Source organism: Rhodococcus sp. NBC_00297, from assembly GCF_036173065.1.
In the GTDB taxonomy this organism is placed as follows: Bacteria; Actinomycetota; Actinomycetes; order Mycobacteriales; family Mycobacteriaceae; genus Rhodococcoides.
Genome location: NZ_CP108041.1, coordinates 2,953,269 through 2,972,014 on the forward strand (window position 1 = coordinate 2,953,269; position 18,746 = coordinate 2,972,014).

The following is an 18,746-nucleotide window of genomic DNA, read 5'->3' on the forward strand; positions in this document are numbered from 1 at the left end:
CGTGAGGTGCTGGAAGGACGCATCTTGGCAGTCTCCACCCAGTCCAAGGAAAACGCCGGAACTCCCGGAGCCCCGAAGAGGGTGTCGTTCGCGAAGATTCGCGAACCCCTCGAAGTACCGGGGTTGCTCGATCTTCAGACCGATTCGTTCGAGTGGCTCGTCGGCACGCCGGAGTGGCGCGCACGTGCGGAAGCACGTGGCGACAGCAGTCGCAGCGGCGGTCTCGAGGACATCCTGACGGAGCTCTCTCCGATCGAGGACTTCTCCGGCTCGATGTCCCTCTCCTTCTCCGATCCGCGCTTCGACGAGGTCAAGGCCTCGATCGACGAGTGCAAGGACAAGGACATGACCTACGCGGCGCCGTTGTTCGTCACCGCGGAGTTCATCAACAACAACACCGGTGAGATCAAGAGCCAGACGGTCTTCATGGGTGACTTCCCGATGATGACCGACAAGGGCACGTTCATCATCAACGGCACCGAGCGCGTCGTCGTCTCGCAGCTCGTGCGTTCCCCGGGTGTCTACTTCGACCACGCCGTCGACAAGACCACCGAGAAGGATCTGCACAGCGTCAAGGTCATCCCCGGCCGCGGCGCCTGGCTCGAGTTCGACGTCGACAAGCGCGACACCGTCGGTGTCCGCATCGACCGCAAGCGTCGTCAGCCCGTCACCGTGCTCCTCAAGGCACTCGGCTGGACCACCGAGCAGATCACCGAGCGCTTCGGCTTCTCGGAGATCCTCATGGCCACGCTGGAGAAGGACAACACGGCCGGCACCGACGAGGCGCTGCTCGACATCTACCGCAAGCTCCGCCCGGGCGAGCCGCCCACGAAGGAGAGCGCGCAGACCCTGCTGGAGAACCTGTTCTTCAAGGAGAAGCGCTACGACCTCGCACGCGTGGGTCGCTACAAGATCAACAAGAAGCTGGGCCTGAACTCGGGTCTGCCCATCGAGGCGTCGACGCTGACCGAAGAGGACATCGTCGCCACCATCGAGTACCTCGTGCGTCTGCACGCGGGCGAGAAGTCGATGACGGCACCCGACGGCGTCGAGGTTCCCGTGGAGGTCGACGACATCGACCACTTCGGCAACCGTCGTCTCCGCACGGTCGGCGAGCTGATCCAGAACCAGATCCGCGTGGGCCTGTCCCGCATGGAGCGTGTGGTCCGCGAGCGGATGACCACCCAGGACGTCGAGGCCATCACGCCGCAGACCCTGATCAACATCCGTCCCGTGGTCGCTGCCATCAAGGAGTTCTTCGGAACCTCGCAGCTGTCGCAGTTCATGGACCAGAACAACCCGCTGTCGGGTCTGACGCACAAGCGTCGCCTGTCGGCGCTGGGCCCCGGCGGTCTGTCGCGTGAGCGCGCCGGCCTCGAGGTCCGCGACGTCCACCCGTCGCACTACGGCCGCATGTGCCCCATCGAGACCCCGGAAGGCCCGAACATCGGCCTGATCGGATCGCTCTCGGTGTACGCCCGTGTGAACCCGTTCGGTTTCATCGAGACGCCGTACCGCAAGGTCGTCGAGGGACAGGTCACCGACGACGTCGACTACCTGACCGCCGACGAGGAGGACCGCCACGTCGTGGCGCAGGCCAACTCGTCCATCGACACCTCGGGTCGCTTCGTCGACGAGAAGATCCTCGTCCGTCGTAAGGGTGGAGAGGTCGAATTCGTCTCGTCGATGGACGTCGACTACATGGACGTCTCGCCTCGGCAGATGGTCTCGGTCGCCACGGCGATGATCCCGTTCCTCGAGCACGACGACGCCAACCGCGCTCTGATGGGCGCGAACATGCAGCGTCAGGCCGTGCCGCTGGTGCGCAGCGAGGCTCCGCTCGTCGGAACCGGCATGGAGCTGCGTGCCGCTGTCGATGCCGGCGACGTCATCGTCAACGAGAAGTCCGGTGTCATCGAGGAGGTGTCCGCCGACTACGTCACCGTGATGGCGGACGACGGCACTCGCAACACCTACCGGATGCGCAAGTTCGCGCGCTCGAACCAGGGCACCTGTGCCAACCAGCGTCCGATCGTGGACGAGGGCGCACGGGTCGAGGCCGGCCAGGTCCTGGCCGACGGTCCCTGCACCGAGAACGGTGAGATGGCGCTGGGCAAGAACCTGCTCGTCGCGATCATGCCGTGGGAGGGCCACAACTACGAGGACGCGATCATCCTGTCGCAGCGCCTCGTGGAAGAGGACGTCCTGACCTCGATCCACATCGAGGAGCACGAGATCGATGCCCGCGACACCAAGCTCGGTGCCGAGGAGATCACCCGTGACATCCCGAACGTCTCGGACGAGGTCCTCGCCGATCTCGACGAGCGCGGCATCATCCGTATCGGTGCCGAGGTTCGTGACGGCGACGTCCTGGTCGGAAAGGTCACGCCGAAGGGCGAGACCGAGCTGACCCCGGAGGAGCGCCTGCTGCGCGCCATCTTCGGCGAGAAGGCCCGCGAGGTCCGCGACACGTCTCTGAAGGTTCCGCACGGCGAGAACGGAAAGGTCATCGGCATTCGCGTGTTCTCGCGCGAGGACGACGACGATCTGCCTCCCGGCGTGAACGAGCTGGTCCGCGTCTACGTGGCCCAGAAGCGCAAGATCCAGGACGGCGACAAGCTCGCCGGCCGCCACGGCAACAAGGGCGTCATCGGCAAGATCCTCCCCCAGGAGGACATGCCGTTCCTGTCCGACGGCACCCCGGTCGACATCATCCTGAACACGCACGGCGTCCCACGTCGTATGAACATCGGTCAGATCCTCGAGACTCACCTCGGCTGGATCGGCAAGACCGGATGGAACATTCAGGTGGCCGCGGACGGAGTCCGACCCGACTGGGCCGCGACGCTGCCCGAGGAGATGCTGGCCGCCGAGGCGGACACCAACATCGCCACCCCGGTGTTCGACGGTGCGAAGGAGGACGAGCTCACCGGCCTGCTGGCGAGCACGATCCCGAACCGCGACGGCGAGCGCATGGTCGGCGCGGACGGAAAGGCCACCCTGTTCGACGGCCGTTCCGGCGAGCCGTTCCCGTACCCGGTCTCCGTGGGCTACATGTACATCATCAAGCTGCACCACCTCGTCGACGACAAGATCCACGCTCGTTCGACCGGTCCGTACTCGATGATCACGCAGCAGCCCCTCGGTGGTAAGGCGCAGTTCGGTGGACAGCGCTTCGGCGAGATGGAGTGCTGGGCCATGCAGGCCTACGGCGCTGCGTACACGCTGCAGGAGCTCCTCACCATCAAGTCCGACGACGTGGTCGGCCGCGTGAAGGTCTACGAGGCCATCGTCAAGGGCGAGAACATCCCGGAGCCCGGTATCCCCGAGTCCTTCAAGGTGCTCCTCAAGGAGCTCCAGTCGCTGTGCCTCAACGTGGAGGTGCTGTCCTCGGACGGCGCGGCCATCACGATGGCGGACGGCGACGACGAGGATCTCGAGCGTGCCGCGGCCAACCTGGGAATCAATCTCTCCCGCAACGAGTCCGCGACCGTCGACGATCTCGCGCAGTAATCGGTGACAGGCCGGCGCGAGGGGACTCGCGCCGGCCCACCCCCGATCACTCGTAGCAGCAGAAAACTATCCCTGAGAAGGGGAAAGGAAGTACGACGTGCTGGACGTCAACTTCTTCGATGAACTCCGCATCGGTCTCGCGACCGCGGACGACATCCGCAATTGGTCCTACGGCGAGGTCAAGAAGCCGGAGACCATCAACTACCGCACTCTCAAGCCCGAGAAGGACGGCCTGTTCTGCGAGAAGATCTTCGGACCTACTCGCGACTGGGAGTGCTACTGCGGCAAGTACAAGCGCGTGCGCTTCAAGGGCATCATCTGTGAGCGCTGTGGCGTCGAGGTGACTCGCGCCAAGGTGCGTCGTGAGCGCATGGGACACATCGAGCTGGCCGCACCGGTCACGCACATCTGGTACTTCAAGGGTGTTCCGTCGCGCCTCGGCTACCTGCTGGACCTGGCGCCGAAGGATCTCGAGAAGATCATCTACTTCGCCGCCTACGTCATCACGTCGGTCGACGACGAGCTGCGCCACAACGAGCTCTCCACTCTCGAGGCCGAGATGGAGGTCGAGAAGAAGGCTGTCGCCGATCAGCGTGACGCCGACCTCGAGGCCCGTGCGCAGAAGCTCGAGGCCGACATCGCCGAGCTCGAGGCGGAGGGCGCCAAGTCCGACGTCCGTCGCAAGGTCAAGGACGGTGGCGAGCGCGAGATGCGTCAGCTCCGTGACCGCGCGCAGCGTGAGCTGGATCGTCTCGAGGAGATCTGGACCACCTTCACCAAGCTGGCCAAGAAGCAGCTCATCGTCGACGAGCTCATCTACCGCGAGCTGATCGACCGCTACGGCGAGTACTTCACGGGTGCGATGGGCGCGGAGTCCATCCAGAAGCTCATGGAGACCTTCGACATCGAGGCCGAGGCCGAGAGCCTGCGCGAGACCATCCGCAGTGGCAAGGGCCAGAAGAAGCTCCGTGCGCTGAAGCGTCTCAAGGTCGTCGCCGCGTTCCAGTCCACGGGCAACTCGCCCATGGGCATGGTGCTCGACGCCGTGCCGGTGATCCCGCCGGAGCTGCGTCCGATGGTGCAGCTCGACGGTGGACGTTTCGCGACGTCCGACCTCAACGATCTGTACCGCCGCGTCATCAACCGCAACAACCGCCTCAAGCGACTGATCGACCTCGGTGCTCCCGAGATCATCGTCAACAACGAGAAGCGGATGCTGCAGGAGTCGGTCGACGCCCTGTTCGACAACGGTCGTCGTGGCCGTCCGGTCACCGGACCGGGCAACCGCCCGCTCAAGTCGCTGTCCGATCTGCTCAAGGGCAAGCAGGGTCGTTTCCGTCAGAACCTGCTCGGCAAGCGCGTCGACTACTCGGGCCGTTCGGTCATCGTCGTCGGACCGCAGCTCAAGCTGCACCAGTGCGGTCTGCCGAAGCTCATGGCACTCGAGCTGTTCAAGCCGTTCGTGATGAAGCGTCTGGTGGATCTCAACCACGCGCAGAACATCAAGTCGGCCAAGCGCATGGTCGAGCGTCAGCGCGCACAGGTGTGGGACGTCCTCGAAGAGGTCATCGCCGAGCACCCCGTGCTGCTGAACCGCGCACCGACGCTGCACCGTCTGGGCATCCAGGCATTCGAGCCGCAGCTGGTCGAGGGCAAGGCCATCCAGCTGCACCCCCTCGTGTGCGAGGCGTTCAACGCCGACTTCGACGGTGACCAGATGGCAGTCCACCTGCCGCTGTCCGCCGAGGCGCAGGCCGAGGCGCGCATCCTGATGCTGTCGTCGAACAACATCCTGTCGCCGGCATCGGGCCGACCGCTCGCCATGCCGCGTCTGGACATGGTGACGGGTCTGTTCCACCTGACGCGTCTCGACGACAAGGCACTGGGCGAGTTCCAGGCCTCGACGTCCGACTCGGCGGAGCTGGGCATCTACGCCAGCCCGGCCGAGGCGCAGATGGCCGTCGATCGCGGCGTCCTGACCGTGCAGTCGCAGATCAAGGTGCGTCTGACGCAGCAGCGTCCGTCGCGCGAGATCGAGGCGGAGCTGTTCCCCGACGGCTGGACCCCGGGCGATGCCTGGACCGCCGAGACGACGCTGGGCCGCGTGCTCTTCAACGAGCTGCTCCCGACGAACTACCCGTTCGTCAACGAGCAGATGCCGAAGAAGCGCCAGGCGACGATCATCAACGATCTCGCCGAGCGGTACCCGATGATCGTGGTCGCGCAGACCGTCGACAAGCTCAAGGACGCCGGCTTCTACTGGGCCACGCGTTCGGGTGTCACGATCTCCATCTCCGACGTCCTCGTGCCGCCGGAGAAGCCGCAGATCCTCGAGGAGTTCGAGGCTCAGGCCGACCGCCTGGAGAAGCAGTACCAGCGTGGCGCTCTCGACCGGACCGAGCGCAACTCGGCCCTGGTCAAGATCTGGCAGGAAGCCACCGAGCAGGTCGGTAAGGCCATGGAGGCCCACTTCCCCGACGAGAACCCGATCCCGATGATCGTGAAGTCCGGCGCAGCCGGAAACATGACGCAGGTGCGGTCGCTCGCCGGCATGAAGGGTCTGGTGACCAACCCGAAGGGTGAGTTCATCCCGCGCCCGATCAAGTCCTCCTTCAAGGAGGGCCTGACGGTCCTGGAGTACTTCATCAACACGCACGGTGCTCGTAAGGGTCTGGCCGACACGGCGCTTCGTACCGCCGACTCGGGCTACCTGACGCGTCGTCTGGTCGACGTCTCGCAGGACGTCATCGTTCGGGAGACCGACTGTGGCACCGAGCGCGGCATCACCACGGTGATCGCGGAGAAGCTGGCCGACGGCTCGATGATCCGCGACGCGCACGTCGAGACCTCGACGTACGCCCGCACCCTGGCCGCCGACGCGGTCGACGCCGACGGCAACGTCATCGTCGAGCGTGGACACGACCTGGGCGACCCGGCCATCGACGCGCTGCTCGCAGCGGGCATCACGTCGGTCAAGGTCCGTTCGGTGCTCACCTGCACCACCGGAACCGGCGTCTGCGCCACCTGCTACGGCCGTTCCATGGCCACCGGCAAGCTCGTCGACATCGGCGAGGCCGTCGGTATCGTCGCGGCACAGTCGATCGGTGAGCCCGGCACGCAGCTCACGATGCGTACCTTCCACCAGGGTGGTGTGGCCGGCGACGACATCACCGGTGGTCTGCCCCGAGTGCAGGAGCTCTTCGAAGCTCGTGTGCCCAAGGGCAAGGCGCCCATCGCGGACGTCTCGGGTCGCATCCAGCTCGAGGACGGTGACCGTTTCTACAAGATCACCATCGTCCCGGACGACGGCGGCGAAGAGGTCGTCTACGACAAGCTCTCCAAGCGTCAGCGTCTGCGTGTCTTCAAGCACGACGACGGCACGGAGCGTCTGTTGTCGGACGGTGACCACGTCGAGGTCGGCCAGCAGCTCATGGAAGGTGCTGCCGATCCCCACGAGGTCCTGCGAGTCATGGGCCCGCGTCAGGTGCAGATCCACCTCGTCAACGAGGTCCAGGAGGTGTACCGCAGCCAGGGTGTGTCCATCCACGACAAGCACATCGAGACGATCGTTCGTCAGATGCTCCGCCGCGTGACCATCATCGATTCGGGCTCCACGGAGTTCTTGCCCGGATCGCTGACCGAGCGCAGTGAGTTCGAGTCGAGCAACCGTCGCGTCGTGTCCGAGGGTGGCGAGCCCGCCGCCGGACGTCCGGTGCTGATGGGTATCACCAAGGCATCGCTGGCGACCGACTCGTGGCTGTCCGCGGCGTCGTTCCAGGAGACCACCCGAGTGCTGACCGACGCGGCGATCAACTGCCGCTCGGACAAGCTCATCGGTCTCAAGGAGAACGTGATCATCGGAAAGCTGATCCCCGCCGGCACCGGCATCAACCGGTACCGGAACATCACGGTTCAGCCCACCGAGGAAGCACGTGCCGCGGCCTACGCGGTGCCGTCGTACGACGATCAGTACTACAGCGCGGACGGCTTCGGCCAGAACACTGGTGCTGCAGTGCCGCTCGACGACTACGGTTTCTCCGGCGACTACCGCTAGCCGGTAGCGCGACAGACAAGTCCAGCCCCGCACTCCACTTCGGTGGGGTGCGGGGCTGTTCTGTGTTCGGGGGTGCCGGGTGCCGGGTGCTGATCGTGCCGGGCGCACCGTGCCGGCCGGTTGGGGCTGCCGGGCGCACCGCGCCGGCCGGTTGGGGCTGCCGGGCGCACCGCGCGGGGTTCTGCGCAGGCTGTGGGGTGCGCGCAGCACCGGGCGCTGCGCGCGGAAGGTCCGGCGGGTTGCCGACGGTCCGGCGCCCCGGATCTCTGGTGCGCGTCGTGCCGGGCGCACCGCGCGGGGTTCTGCGCAGGCTGTGGGGTGCGCGCAGCACCGGGCGCTGCGCGCGGAAGGTCCGGCGGGTTGCCGACGGTCCGGCGCCCCGGATCTCTGGTGCGCGTCGTGCCGGGCGCACCGCGCGGGGTTCTGCGCAGGCTGTGGGGTGCGCGCAGCACCGGGCGCTGCGCGCGGCGCCGGGCCTGGCGCACCGCACCGCCAGGTCACCGCGATGAGTTCCGGGCCACCGCGGAGTCGGCATCTGTATGACCGAGACTCCCAGCACCATCACGAACATCGGCGTGGCCATGTTCACCGTTGCCGATCAGGACAAGGCCCTCGACTTCTACACCCGCGTGCTCGGGTTCGAGGTGCGCGGTGACACCCGCTTCGGGCCGAACGAGGAGTACCGCTGGCTCGAGGTGGCGCCGCCGGGGTCCACGGCGCGCCTCGCGCTGAACCCGCCGATGTACGACACGCCGGGCGGCTCGTCCATCGGGGTGGAGACGTCGGACGTCCGCGCGGAGCACGCTCGCCTGAGTGCCTTCGACGGGTTCGAGATGGAACCGCTCGGCGGCGACGACGATCCGAACGTGCCGCCGATGTTCATGCTGAAGGATCCCGACGGCAACGTCATCACCGTCGTGCAGGCGTGATCCGTTCCCTCCCGGCTCAGCGCAGAGCGAGGGTCGGGAGGGACAAGCTCACCAGCATCAGCGCGAACAGCAGCCAGGCGGCGCCCTGCCAGACGGGCCACGTCCCGCCGTGGCGGTAGGAGCGGTAGCCGATCCACAGTGCGCCGATCCCACCGAGCAGACAGACACCGGGTACGAGCGCAGCGATCGCGACGCTGGACGCGCCCGCTGCGAGAAACACGGCCACCGCGACGGCAGCGATGCCGATCACTGCCCCGTCGTACGTGGCCGCGTGCCGGATCGCGCGCGGATCGCGCCACCGCTTCTCGACGTCGCGTCTGCCCATCTCTCGCTTGTCGTCCATGTCGACTGCGTACCCGATTCGGGTGGCTTCAGCGCGAGTCCTCGCGCGCGTCGTCTCCGATCCACACGGAGTTTCCTTTCGAGGGGCACCGTTCGGTCCATGAGCCGTCGTGATCTCGTCATCGGTGCCGATCGTTCTCTGCGTGCCGGCACCACGCGTCGTTCGTTCCTCACGTGGACCGCACTGGTCGGTGCGCTCGCGATGACACCGGAACTGTCGAGCGCGACGGCGCACGCGCAGCCGCAACGCGGCACCCCGGCCGACTACCCGTTCCGCCTCGGCGTCGCGTCGGGCGATCCGCTTCCGGACTCGGTGGTGCTGTGGACTCGTCTCGCGGTCGACCCACTCGCTCCGGTCGGCGGTATGCGGCCGGGTGTGGTGCCGGTGCGGTGGGAGATCGCCGAGGACGAACGGTTCGGGCGGACGGTGAGCCAGGGCATCGAACTGGCATCCGATGCGGACGGCTGGTCGGTGCACGTGGACGTGCGGGGTCTGGCTCCGGCGCGAGAGTACTTCTACCGCTTCATGGTCGGTCCGCACGTGAGCACCGTCGGACGGACGAGGACGGCGCCCGCACCGGGATCACCCCTTGCGTCACTGTCGTTCGCGTGGGCGTCGTGCCAGAAGTGGGAGGACGGGTTCTACGGCGCCTATGCCGATCTCGCGGCGAGTGACCCGGACGTCGTGTTCTTCCTCGGCGACTACATCTACGAGTACGCGATCGAAGGTACAGGCGCCCGCGCGTCGCAGCCACGGCCCGAGTCCGCGGGACGAGAGACGCTGGCACTGAACGACTATCGCGATCGGTACGCGTTGTACAAGTCGGATCCCGACCTGGCGTCGGCGCACGCAGCGGCGCCGTGGATCACCACCTTCGACGATCACGAGGTGGACAACAACTGGGCCGGGGCGATCAGCCAGGATGCCGGCACCGCCGCTCCCGGCGATCCTGCGGGTGATCCGCGGTTGTTCCTCCTGCGCCGCGCCGATGCGTTCAAGGCGTGGTGGGAGAACACTCCCGTGCGGATGGCCCAGCGACCGACGGGACCGGATCTGACGGCGTACCGCCGCTTCAGTTTCGGTGACCTGGTGGACTTCTCGGTGCTCGACACCCGGCAGTACCGCAGCGATCAGGCCAACGGCGACGGCGAACACGCGCAGAACGCGGAGACCGCGGACCCGAGTCGCACCATCACCGGAGCGGCGCAGGAGAAGTGGATCCTCGACGGTTTCGGGTCCGGTGTCACGTGGAAGTTCCTCGCACACCAGACGGTGATCTCCGACCTGGCCCGCATCAGCGACGGCGAGCGGAAGGTCGGGATGGACCCGTGGAGTGGGTACGAGGCGTCACGGCACCGCATCCTCGACGGCGCCCGCGACCGCGGTATCAACCTGGCGTCCATCGTGGGTGACATCCACCGCACCATCGTGTCGGAGCTGCGCCGCGACTATCAGGACGACTCCGCCCCGGTGGTGGGCGTGGAGATCGCGTCGACATCCATCGCGTCGGGCAAGGACGGTGCGGACGTCGACACGGCCGGTGCGGACATCGCGGCGGCGTCTCCGCACGTCAAGTTCGGCAATGCCCGACGCGGTTACCTGCGTGCGACGCTGACGCCGACGGAGTGGCGCTCCGAGGTCCGGGTCCTGGACGCGATCTCGGTTCCCGGCGCGCCGGTCCGCACGGCAGCGACCGTGACGGTGCCGGAGGGTCGGCCGGAGATCGGCCTGGCCTAGCCTCCGGCGGCGATGACGGCTGCGATGTTGCGCTCGGCGAGCGCGGTGATGGTGAGAGACGGGTTGGCCGCACCTGTGCTGCCGGGAACGAGAGCTCCGTCCATGACGTACAGGCCGGGGTGCCCCTTCACTCGTCCGTACGCATCGGTGACGTCGCCCAGGACCGCACCGCCGAGAGGGTGCGCGGTGAACGTGTCGTCGACGTCGCGAGTGAACGGCTCGGCGGAGACGACGGTGCGGCCGGCCTGTGCCATCCGGTTCTGCACCGCGCGCAGTGCCTCGACGGTGTCGCGGCTGCCGCCCTTGGGCCAGGTCAAGCTCATCCCGTCCGTTGCACGGTCGTAGCGGAAATCGGCCCGCAGTGGGTCGATGGTCATACCGAGCGATCCGAGGAACCCCATCTCGGTGGGAACACCGGGGACATACCAGTTCTCGACGCTGAGAGGCAGGCCCGTGTCGTCGACGATGCGCGAGGCGCACGGCGCCCCCTGCGGGCCGCCGCCGATGGGGCCGAGCGAGCGGGTCATGAAGGCGTCGCCGTTGGTGCCCCATCCGCGTCCGACGAACTCGTTGAGCTCGGGAAGCGCGCCGGTGGCCTGTGCGCGGACCAGCAGTTCGGTGGTGCCGATGGAGCCGGCGCCGAGGATCAGCGAGTCGCAGGTCAGCGTGCGCGTCTCGAGTGCGTTGCCCTCGGGATCGAGGCGCCGCACCTCCACGCGGTAGCGGCCACCGCTCTCGGTGCCGATGGCGACGACCTCGTGGCTGTGACACACCACGGCGTTGCCCGTGGCCTCGGCCTGCGGGATGTAGTTCTGCGTCAGGTCGTGCTTCGCGCCGTTGGAGTTGCCGAACGTGCTGCAGCCGACGGTGGCGGACGGCCGGGACCGACCCGACATCTCGTCACGCAGCACGTTCCAGTTCCAGCCTCCGTCGACGCGCTGCGGGTCGAAACCCGCGCGGCGGGCGTGGTCGTCCCACGTCCTGGAGTGGGCGAACCCGGGGGAGGCGTAGATGTCGTCGGGCATGGTCGACGGCCGGAGCACCGAGCGAGCCTTGGGGTACCACTGCGACGCCATCTCGTCGTAGTCCACGCGGCCACCGAACGAGAGATCGAAGAAGCGCTTGTCCGGGGCGATGCTGACGCCGGTGTAGACGACGGAGCCGCCGCCCACCGCGGCTGCACGCCACACCGACAGGTTCTCGTATCGCGTGGTGTCGAGGACGCCGTTGAACCAGTCGACGGGCCCGACAGGCATGCCGGTGAGGTTGGTGAACGAGCGCTGATGCCACAGGCCGCGCCCGTCGGCCGTCATGTCGGCGGTGAAGATGTCGCGGAACGGATCGCGCGGCCAGCGGAGTCCTCGTTCGAGCACGGTGACCGACGTACCGGCCTGCGCGAGCCGCAACGCCGCGGCGCTGGCTCCGAAGCCCGATCCGATGACGAGGGCGGGTGAGTGGTCCGGTGGACGCGGAGGATCGGCGAACAGTTCGGGCAGGAGGTTCCGGATCGAGGGGACGCCGAGCGGGAGTGCGGACGCCGTCGACCGGGTGATCGCGGGCGGGACCGCGAGGCCCACCATTCCTGCTGCGGCCAGTTGCAGCAGTTGCCTGCGCTTCACGTGCACACCCACCATCGATCGAGAACAGTCGAATGGTCAGTCTCCCGTGAATGGTGCATGTGATGGAACCACTCGACCGGATTGTATGACTGTTACCAATCTTCGTGCTGGTTTCTCGGGCGGGTCGGGGCGGAACAGGGCGGCTCCCGCGAGGGTTGTGCAGAGTATGCGTCTGTCCCTTCTCGATCGCTCCCGTACCCGCACCGATCGGTCTGCCGCCGCCGCGGTGTCGGACACGATCGAGCGTGCGCGGTGGGCCGAGGCGGCGGGTTACGAGCGGTTCTGGGTGGCCGAGCATCACGCCGTCCCCGGCATCGCGAGCGGCTCACCCGCGGTGCTGCTCGCCGCGATCGGCGCGGCGACGTCGCGGATTCGGCTGGGGTCGGGCGGCGTCATGCTGCCGAACCACTCGCCCATCGTCGTCGCCGAGCAGTTCGCGATGCTCGACGCGCTGTGTCCCGGCCGGGTCGACCTCGGTGTCGGCCGGTCGCTGGGGTTCACGCCGCCGGTGCGCAAGGTGCTGCGGGCGGACACCGAGGACGCCGAGCGCTTCGCCGACGACCTCGCGGATCTGCAGGACTTCCTGCTCGGAACCGGTCCGGTGACCGTGCAGCCCGCGCCCGAGCGACTGATCCCGATCCACGTTCTCGCCACGGGTCAGGGGCTGGCGATCGCCGCCCAGCGCGGGCTTCCCGTCGTGGTGGGCGGTCCGATGCTCACGGGTGACCTCGCTCCATTGGCGGCGTATCGACGCGAGTTCGTTCCGTCGGCCTTCGCGGCGCAACCCTCCGTGACGGTGTCGCTCGACGTCCTGGTCGCCGACACCGACGCCGAGGCTCGCCGACTCGCCATGGCGGAGGCGGTGGCCATGGCGGAGTCCCGCCGTACCAGGGAGTTCCCACCGCTGCGGGCGGTCACCGAGATGCCCGACGGTCTCACTCCGCGAGCTCGGGAGTCGGCCCAGCGCTCCCTCGACGGCAGCGTGCACGGCAGTCCGGCGACGGTGCGCCGCCGGCTCGAGGACCTCGTCGACCGCACCGGTGCCGACGAGATCCTGTCCTCGGCATCGACGTTCGACCGTGACGCTCTGCGTGCGTCCGACGAGGCGTTGGCCGCACTGCTGCGCTGACGGGTCAGACCTGTAGGTCCACCCACACCAGTCTGTGATCGCTCGCCGACAGCAACTCGGCGCCCGGCTCGCCGGGCGCGGGCCAGAAGACCCCCGACCCGGTGACCGTCAGATCGGTGCTCGGCAGGACGTAGTCCACCCGCAGATCACCCGGCACGGGATCGGCGAAGTCCGCCGTGTCGGTGCCGGCGGTCGGCGAGGTGGGCGCCGGGTCCTGCAGCGCCGGGCTGTCGAGCAGTTGCGCGATGGCGCCCGGATAGGAGTCCCCGTCGACCGGATCGCTGTTCTGGTCCCCCAACACCACGAACGAGGAGCCGTTCGGCAGGCCGCCGGCGAGTCCGGTGTCGTCGACGAGGTAGTCGGCGCCGGCGATGTAGTCCGCGGTGAGCCGGATCTCGTCGTGATTGCGTCGGCCGTTGCGGTCCTCGGGCCCGTCGAAGGAGGGCGGCGTGGGGTGCGAGACGAGCAGGTGGATCACCCGCCCGTCGATGTCCACGGGCACGTCCCAGTGCGATTTGCTCGACAGGCGCAGGGCGTCCGAGTTCGCGCCGTAGTACTCGCGCGGCAGCAGGTTGTCGGGCATGTCGGCCCAGCGGAAGGTCTGGAACGTGCGGACCGCGGCGGCGTCGAGTGGGAACTTCGAGAGGACGACCATGCCGTACTGGCCGGGGAACTGCCCGAAGCCCCAGGCATCGTTCGGTCCGTCGGACCGCCCGTCCCCGTCGAGGTCGAGCCCGGACGGCTCGCCGGTGTTGACGGGCGCCGTGTACGCGAACGGGTAGTCGATCGGTGCGTCGCCGACGGCGAGGTAGTTGTCGCGGAAGAGGTCGACGGCGCCGTCGGAGTAGTCGAACTCGTTGAGCAGCAGCATGTCCGGGGCGTTGCGCTGGACCACGTCGGCCACCGACCGGATCTGTGGATCCGTTCCGGACCGCAGAGCGGCGACCAGCTCACCGGCGGCGGGGCGGTTCATGCTGGCGTTGTACGTCGCGACGCGGACGGTGCGCGGGTCACCGGGCGGCTCGTCGGCGGCAGGCGCGCTGCAGGCGGTCAGGGTGTGGACGGACGCGGCGAGGACGGACGCGGCGAGAAGCACGCGGGTGAGTCGCATGGTGCGGGACGCTATCGCGCCGCCCTGACAGACGGGCGAACACGAGAGGGCAGGCAGGGGGCGTCAGGCCACGCCGTCCAGCACCCGCTGCGCGTCCGGCGACACGTACGGGTAGGCGCAGAGGGCGAGCACGCCCCCGATCAGCAGCAGGGGCAGCAGCGGAACCATGCCGGTGGTGAGGGAGCCGTACGCGTCGGACACCGCGCCGACGAGGAGCGGTCCGACGGCGCCGCCCACGGTCGCGGCGATCTGCAGCAGTCCGTAACCCAGTCCGCGGTCGCGCGGGGCGAGCACGTCGGCGACGCACGAGGTGAGCGTGGGGATCGCCCAGGCGGTGAAGAAGCCGAACACGGTGAGCAGCACGGTGAAGGGCAGCCAGCTCTCGGAGGCCAACGCCCCGGCCATGGCCGCGGTGCCCAGCAGGATGCCGGTGCCGCCCACCAGGACGCGCCATTGCGACGGCGTCGAGAACAGGGGTCGCCGGGTGAGCAGGGATCCGACGAGCGTGCCGCCGACGATGCCGATCAGTGTCAGACCACCGCCCGCGGACGCGGCGGCCGCTTCGCCGAGGCCGAATCGGCGTTGCAACAGGCTGGGCACCCAGAACGTCAGGCCACCGACCGCGAGGCTCATGACGGTGAGTGCGCCGCCGGTGAACCACAGCGTCCGGATCGGTGCGACGCGGCGAAGTTGGACCGGCATCGGATCGGTGGTGGCCTCCGGCGCGGGCGTGTCCGCGCTGCCCGCGGCCAATCTGTCGGCGTACCCCCGTTCGGGTTCCCGCACCCGCGACATCAGCACGGCGACCACCACACCGGGAATCGCCATGACGAGGAAGGCGCCGCGCCACCCCAGCCACTCGGCGAGCACTCCGCCCAGCACGATGCCGGCGCCGCCGAGGTAGGCCGCGGTGCGCCACCAGCCGAAGGCCGTCGGGCGGGTCGCGGGTGGGTGGAAGTCGGCGAGCATGCTGGCGCTGGCGGGATTGTCGATCGCCTCGGCGGCGGCGAGGCCCATGCGCACCAGGTAGAAGACGGCGAAGGTGGGAGCGAGCGCGGAACCGACCGTCGCCAGGGCCCACAGGAACACGACGACGGTGATGATGCGGCCGCGGTCGTGTCGGTCCGCGAGGTAGGCGGCGGGCATCGCGAGGAGGCCCGCGGCGACAGCGGCCGCGGTGGGGATCGAGCCGGCCGCCGTGTCGCCGAACCCGAACTCCGCCTGCAGCTGCGGCAGCACGGCGGCGACCAGGCTGAACTCGATGCGGTCGACGAGGGAGACCAGCACCAGCACGATCGCGGGTCCCCACCCGTACGGGAGGGTGAGGGAGTCGCGCCGCGCCCCGATCGTGCGCCACCGCGGTGCCCGCGTCGCCGCCGCACCCCGCTCGGTCCGATTCTCGGTCTCCGTCACTGCCGCCCCCGTCCGACCGGCGCGCCGGCCGATTCGGGCGCAGCCTATTCCGGCGAAACGCCCGGGTGCCGTCGTCGGGAGAAGCTTGGGCGGACCCACCATCGGGCCCGCCCGGACCCTTGCTCCGTCACCCCCGTGCGCCTTTTGCGTATCCCTGGATGCGCGAAAGGCGCACGGGGGCGTCAGCCCACAGGCAGCTGCTGCACCGCCCACCTGTTGCCGTCCGGGTCGGCGAAGTAGGTGAACAACCCCCAGCCCTCGTCCTTCACCGGGGTGGCCTCGACGCCGGCGGACAGCAGCATCTCGTACGCGGCCTGCGCGTCCTGCACGACGACGAGCATGCCCTCGACGGATCCGGGTGCGGCGGAGGTGATGTTCTTCCCGATCGCGATCGAGCACGCGGAACCGGGTGGGGTGAGCTGGACGTAGCGCACGTCCGGGAAGGGAGTGGCGTCGTGGTCGGCGTGGAAGCCGATGCGCGTGTAGAACTCCTTCGCGCGGTCCACGTCGGTGACGGGCAGCATGACGAGCTGGATCTCCATGGTGAGCGGGTGCGTGGCGGTCATGGTCGGCCTCTCCTCGTATCGGATGATGACCGAGATTCTGCTCCCGATCGAGGACGATCACGGTCCGCAATGCGCCGCCGATTCCTAGGAACAGTAGGTGTCATCTCCGGTCACAGGTACGGTGACCGGACATTCGTCGTCAGGAGGACTCACATGGTCAGCGTGCGCAACAAGGTCGTGCTCATCACCGGCGCGGGCCGCGGTATCGGCGAGGCGACGGCGCGGGCTCTCGCGGCCAAGGGCGCGAAGCTGGTGCTGACCGACGTGGACGAGGCGCCGCTGACGGCACTCGTGGCCGATCTGGGCGACGTCGCCGTGGGGGTGCGCGCCGACGTACGGGATCTCGTAGACATGCAGGCCGCTGTGGACGCGGGAATCGCGCGATTCGGAGGCATCGACGTGGTCCTCGCGAACGCCGGCATCTCGAGCTACGGGTCGGTGCTCAACGTCGATCCGGAGACGTTCAAGCGCGTGATCGACATCAACACCACGGGCGTCTTCCACACCGTCCGCGCGGCGCTGCCCTCGCTCATCGAGCGCAAGGGCTACGTGCTCGTCGTGTCCTCGCTCGCCGCCTTCACCGCCTGCCCCGGACTCGCGTCGTACAACGCGAGCAAGGCGGGAGCCGAACACTTCGCCAACGCCCTGCGCCTCGAGGTGAAGTACCAGGGTGTGGACGTCGGCTCCGCCCACATGGCGTGGATCGACACTCCACTGGTGCAGGACGCCAAGTCCGACCTCACCGCGTTCCAGGATCTGCTGTCCGTGCTGCCCTGGCCGCTCGGCCGCACCCTGCCGGTCGAGGCGTGTGTCGACGCCTTCGTCCGCGCGGTGGAGCGGCGGTCACGCCGGGTCTACGTTCCCGGGATCGTGGGCGGCATCGGGTGGGTGCGCTCCGTGCTCACCACTCGGCTCGGTGAGGCCACGACGCTGCGCCACGTGCCGCGCATCCTGCCGAAGATGGACGCCGAGGTGAAGGCGCTGGGTCGCTCGGAGAGCGCGCGCAATCGTGCTGTGATGGAGGGTCAGTCGACGCGGAGCGCGTGAGTCAGGCGGGCGCGCCCCGGCCCGAGATCCGACCAGTCGCCGGTGAACTCCAGCACCGCCAGCGCGGAGGTGGGGTAGCCCCGTCGGATCCACACCGCCGCGTCCGACTCCTGATCGTCGGCGAGTTCCAGTGCCGTGAAGGGGATTCCGGGTGCGTGGCCCACCACCAACACGCTGGCCGCCGAGTCGTCTGTCGCGCTGATCTCGCGGACGATGTCGTCGGGGGAGCCCCCGTAGACGGTGCCCTCGAAGCGCACCGGCGCGTCGACGGCCGTGCGCTCGAGAGTCTGGCGAGTACGCGTCGCCGTCGAGCAGATCACCGCGTCCACGGCGCCGACGTTCGCCCGGATCCAGTCGCCGGCCGCGGCGGCCTGGCGACGGCCCCGTTCGTCGAGAGGCCGGTCGTGGTCGTCCACCCCGTCTGGGTACGAGGACTTGCCGTGGCGCATCAGGATCAGGGTGCGGGTGTCGGACATCGCTCGATGCTAGTGCCCGACCGGGCGGCGAGCGATGCTGCTGCCCTCGGGTGTCCAGTCGATGTCGCCGCGCTCGCGAAAAGCGTTCAGCCACCCGATCATCGGCCAGTGTCCCCATCGACCGTGGAAGATGGCGGCGTTGGTCACGATGTCGTCGAGATGCTCGATCGGCGGCGAGGACACGGGGTGCCACTGATGGTGCGCGTGCGCTCCGCCGACCCACAGCAGATCCAGCCCCGATCGTTCCGCGACGCGGCCGACGTCGGTGTCCTCGCCGCCGTAGCCCGTGTAGTCCTCGCAGAACCCCCCGAGCGTGTGCCACGTCGCCGACGTGACCGCGAACGACAGCGACCAGAACAGATCCCAGTTCGTTCCGATCTCGACGTGCCCCGGCGCCGGATTCGGGCGTGCCGCATGGGGATTCGTCCATCCGTCCAGGTCGTCCGGGTACCCACCGGAGACCTCGGGCAGGTAGGTGACCGGCCCGCACAGCACGGCTCCGTCGCGCGCACGACGGACGTACCGGTCGATCATCTCGCGGCTCGGGATGCAGTCGACGTCCAGGAAGATCAGCAGATCGGCACCGGCCTCGAGGGCGAGGCGGGCACCCTCGTTGCGCGCCCGCGCCAGGGGGAGCGCGTCGCCGACGCGGGGAACGACGGCGGTGGCGTCCACGACCGTCGGGTCACCCATCGACACCACGACGTGCAGATCGGCTCGCCGTGTCGAGCGAGCGAGACCGCGGCGTTGCGCAGCGAGGTGCCCCGCGCGACCCGACACGATGGTCACCACGGCCACCGAAGTCATGT

13 protein-coding genes are annotated in these 18,746 nt (G+C 68.5%); 6 read left to right on the forward strand and 7 right to left on the reverse strand.

Translation table 11 applies throughout. The features are described from left to right. Positions 1-6 precede the first annotated feature (6 nt). The 3 genes from rpoB to OG947_RS14245 all read left to right on the forward strand — a co-directional run bounded on the left by rpoB (position 7) and on the right by OG947_RS14245 (position 8,496). Entirely contained in the window at positions 7-3,513 is a 3,507-nt protein-coding gene (rpoB, locus tag OG947_RS14235) for a DNA-directed RNA polymerase subunit beta (RefSeq protein ID WP_027504574.1), read from the forward strand. Between the two features lie 97 nt (positions 3,514-3,610). Then, positions 3,611-7,567: a DNA-directed RNA polymerase subunit beta' gene (locus tag OG947_RS14240; protein ID WP_027504575.1), complete on the forward strand. Its 3,957-nt coding sequence runs from the start codon at positions 3,611-3,613 to the stop codon at positions 7,565-7,567. Between the two features lie 539 nt (positions 7,568-8,106). Then, the gene (locus OG947_RS14245; RefSeq protein ID WP_027504576.1) at positions 8,107-8,496 is read left to right on the forward strand and encodes a VOC family protein; all 390 of its coding nucleotides are present in this window, start codon (positions 8,107-8,109) and stop codon (positions 8,494-8,496) included. 16 nt (positions 8,497-8,512) lie between these two features. Here OG947_RS14245 and OG947_RS14250 read toward each other — a convergent pair whose 3' ends face one another. Beyond that, positions 8,513-8,839 (reverse strand): hypothetical protein, encoded by a 327-nt coding sequence (locus OG947_RS14250; RefSeq protein WP_027504577.1) that lies wholly within the window; start codon positions 8,837-8,839, stop codon positions 8,513-8,515. Between the two features lie 99 nt (positions 8,840-8,938). Between OG947_RS14250 and OG947_RS14255 the strand changes: the two genes are divergently transcribed. Continuing rightward, positions 8,939-10,576 (forward strand): alkaline phosphatase D family protein, encoded by a 1,638-nt coding sequence (locus tag OG947_RS14255; protein WP_328812114.1) that lies wholly within the window; start codon positions 8,939-8,941, stop codon positions 10,574-10,576. Here the strand turns inward: OG947_RS14255 and OG947_RS14260 are convergent. Further along, positions 10,573-12,156, reverse strand: a complete 1,584-nt coding sequence (locus OG947_RS14260; RefSeq protein ID WP_328814029.1) for a GMC oxidoreductase — start codon at positions 12,154-12,156, stop codon at positions 10,573-10,575. The genes OG947_RS14255 and OG947_RS14260 overlap by 4 nt on opposite strands. A 205-nt stretch (positions 12,157-12,361) precedes the next feature. Here OG947_RS14260 and OG947_RS14265 point away from each other — a divergent pair, with 205 nt between their 5' ends. Then, the gene (locus OG947_RS14265; protein ID WP_328812115.1) at positions 12,362-13,324 is read left to right on the forward strand and encodes an MsnO8 family LLM class oxidoreductase; all 963 of its coding nucleotides are present in this window, start codon (positions 12,362-12,364) and stop codon (positions 13,322-13,324) included. Positions 13,325-13,328: 4 nt separating this feature from the next. Here OG947_RS14265 and OG947_RS14270 read toward each other — a convergent pair whose 3' ends face one another. The 3 genes from OG947_RS14270 to OG947_RS14280 all read right to left on the reverse strand — a co-directional run bounded on the left by OG947_RS14270 (position 13,329) and on the right by OG947_RS14280 (position 16,414). After that, positions 13,329-14,435 (reverse strand): endonuclease/exonuclease/phosphatase family protein, encoded by a 1,107-nt coding sequence (locus OG947_RS14270; RefSeq protein WP_328812116.1) that lies wholly within the window; start codon positions 14,433-14,435, stop codon positions 13,329-13,331. A 63-nt stretch (positions 14,436-14,498) separates the two neighbouring features. After that, positions 14,499-15,848: an MFS transporter gene (locus OG947_RS14275; protein ID WP_328812117.1), complete on the reverse strand. Its 1,350-nt coding sequence runs from the start codon at positions 15,846-15,848 to the stop codon at positions 14,499-14,501. A 182-nt stretch (positions 15,849-16,030) separates the two neighbouring features. Beyond that, positions 16,031-16,414 carry a VOC family protein gene (locus OG947_RS14280; RefSeq protein ID WP_222639283.1) on the reverse strand — a complete coding sequence of 128 codons (384 nt, stop codon included), beginning with the start codon at positions 16,412-16,414 and terminating at the stop codon, positions 16,031-16,033. Between the two features lie 153 nt (positions 16,415-16,567). On the opposite strand from OG947_RS14280, the gene OG947_RS14285 reads away from it, so the two are divergent. Then, positions 16,568-17,461: an SDR family oxidoreductase gene (locus tag OG947_RS14285; RefSeq protein ID WP_328812118.1), complete on the forward strand. Its 894-nt coding sequence runs from the start codon at positions 16,568-16,570 to the stop codon at positions 17,459-17,461. On the opposite strand, the gene OG947_RS14290 is transcribed toward OG947_RS14285, so the two are convergent. Both OG947_RS14290 and OG947_RS14295 read right to left on the reverse strand, forming a co-directional pair. After that, the gene (locus OG947_RS14290) at positions 17,440-17,937 is read right to left on the reverse strand and encodes a SixA phosphatase family protein (protein ID WP_328812119.1); all 498 of its coding nucleotides are present in this window, start codon (positions 17,935-17,937) and stop codon (positions 17,440-17,442) included. The two genes, OG947_RS14285 and OG947_RS14290, sit on opposite strands and share 22 nt — an antisense overlap. A 9-nt stretch (positions 17,938-17,946) precedes the next feature. Then, positions 17,947-18,744, reverse strand: a complete 798-nt coding sequence (locus OG947_RS14295) for a glycosyltransferase family 2 protein (protein WP_027504586.1) — start codon at positions 18,742-18,744, stop codon at positions 17,947-17,949. Positions 18,745-18,746 lie beyond the last annotated feature (2 nt).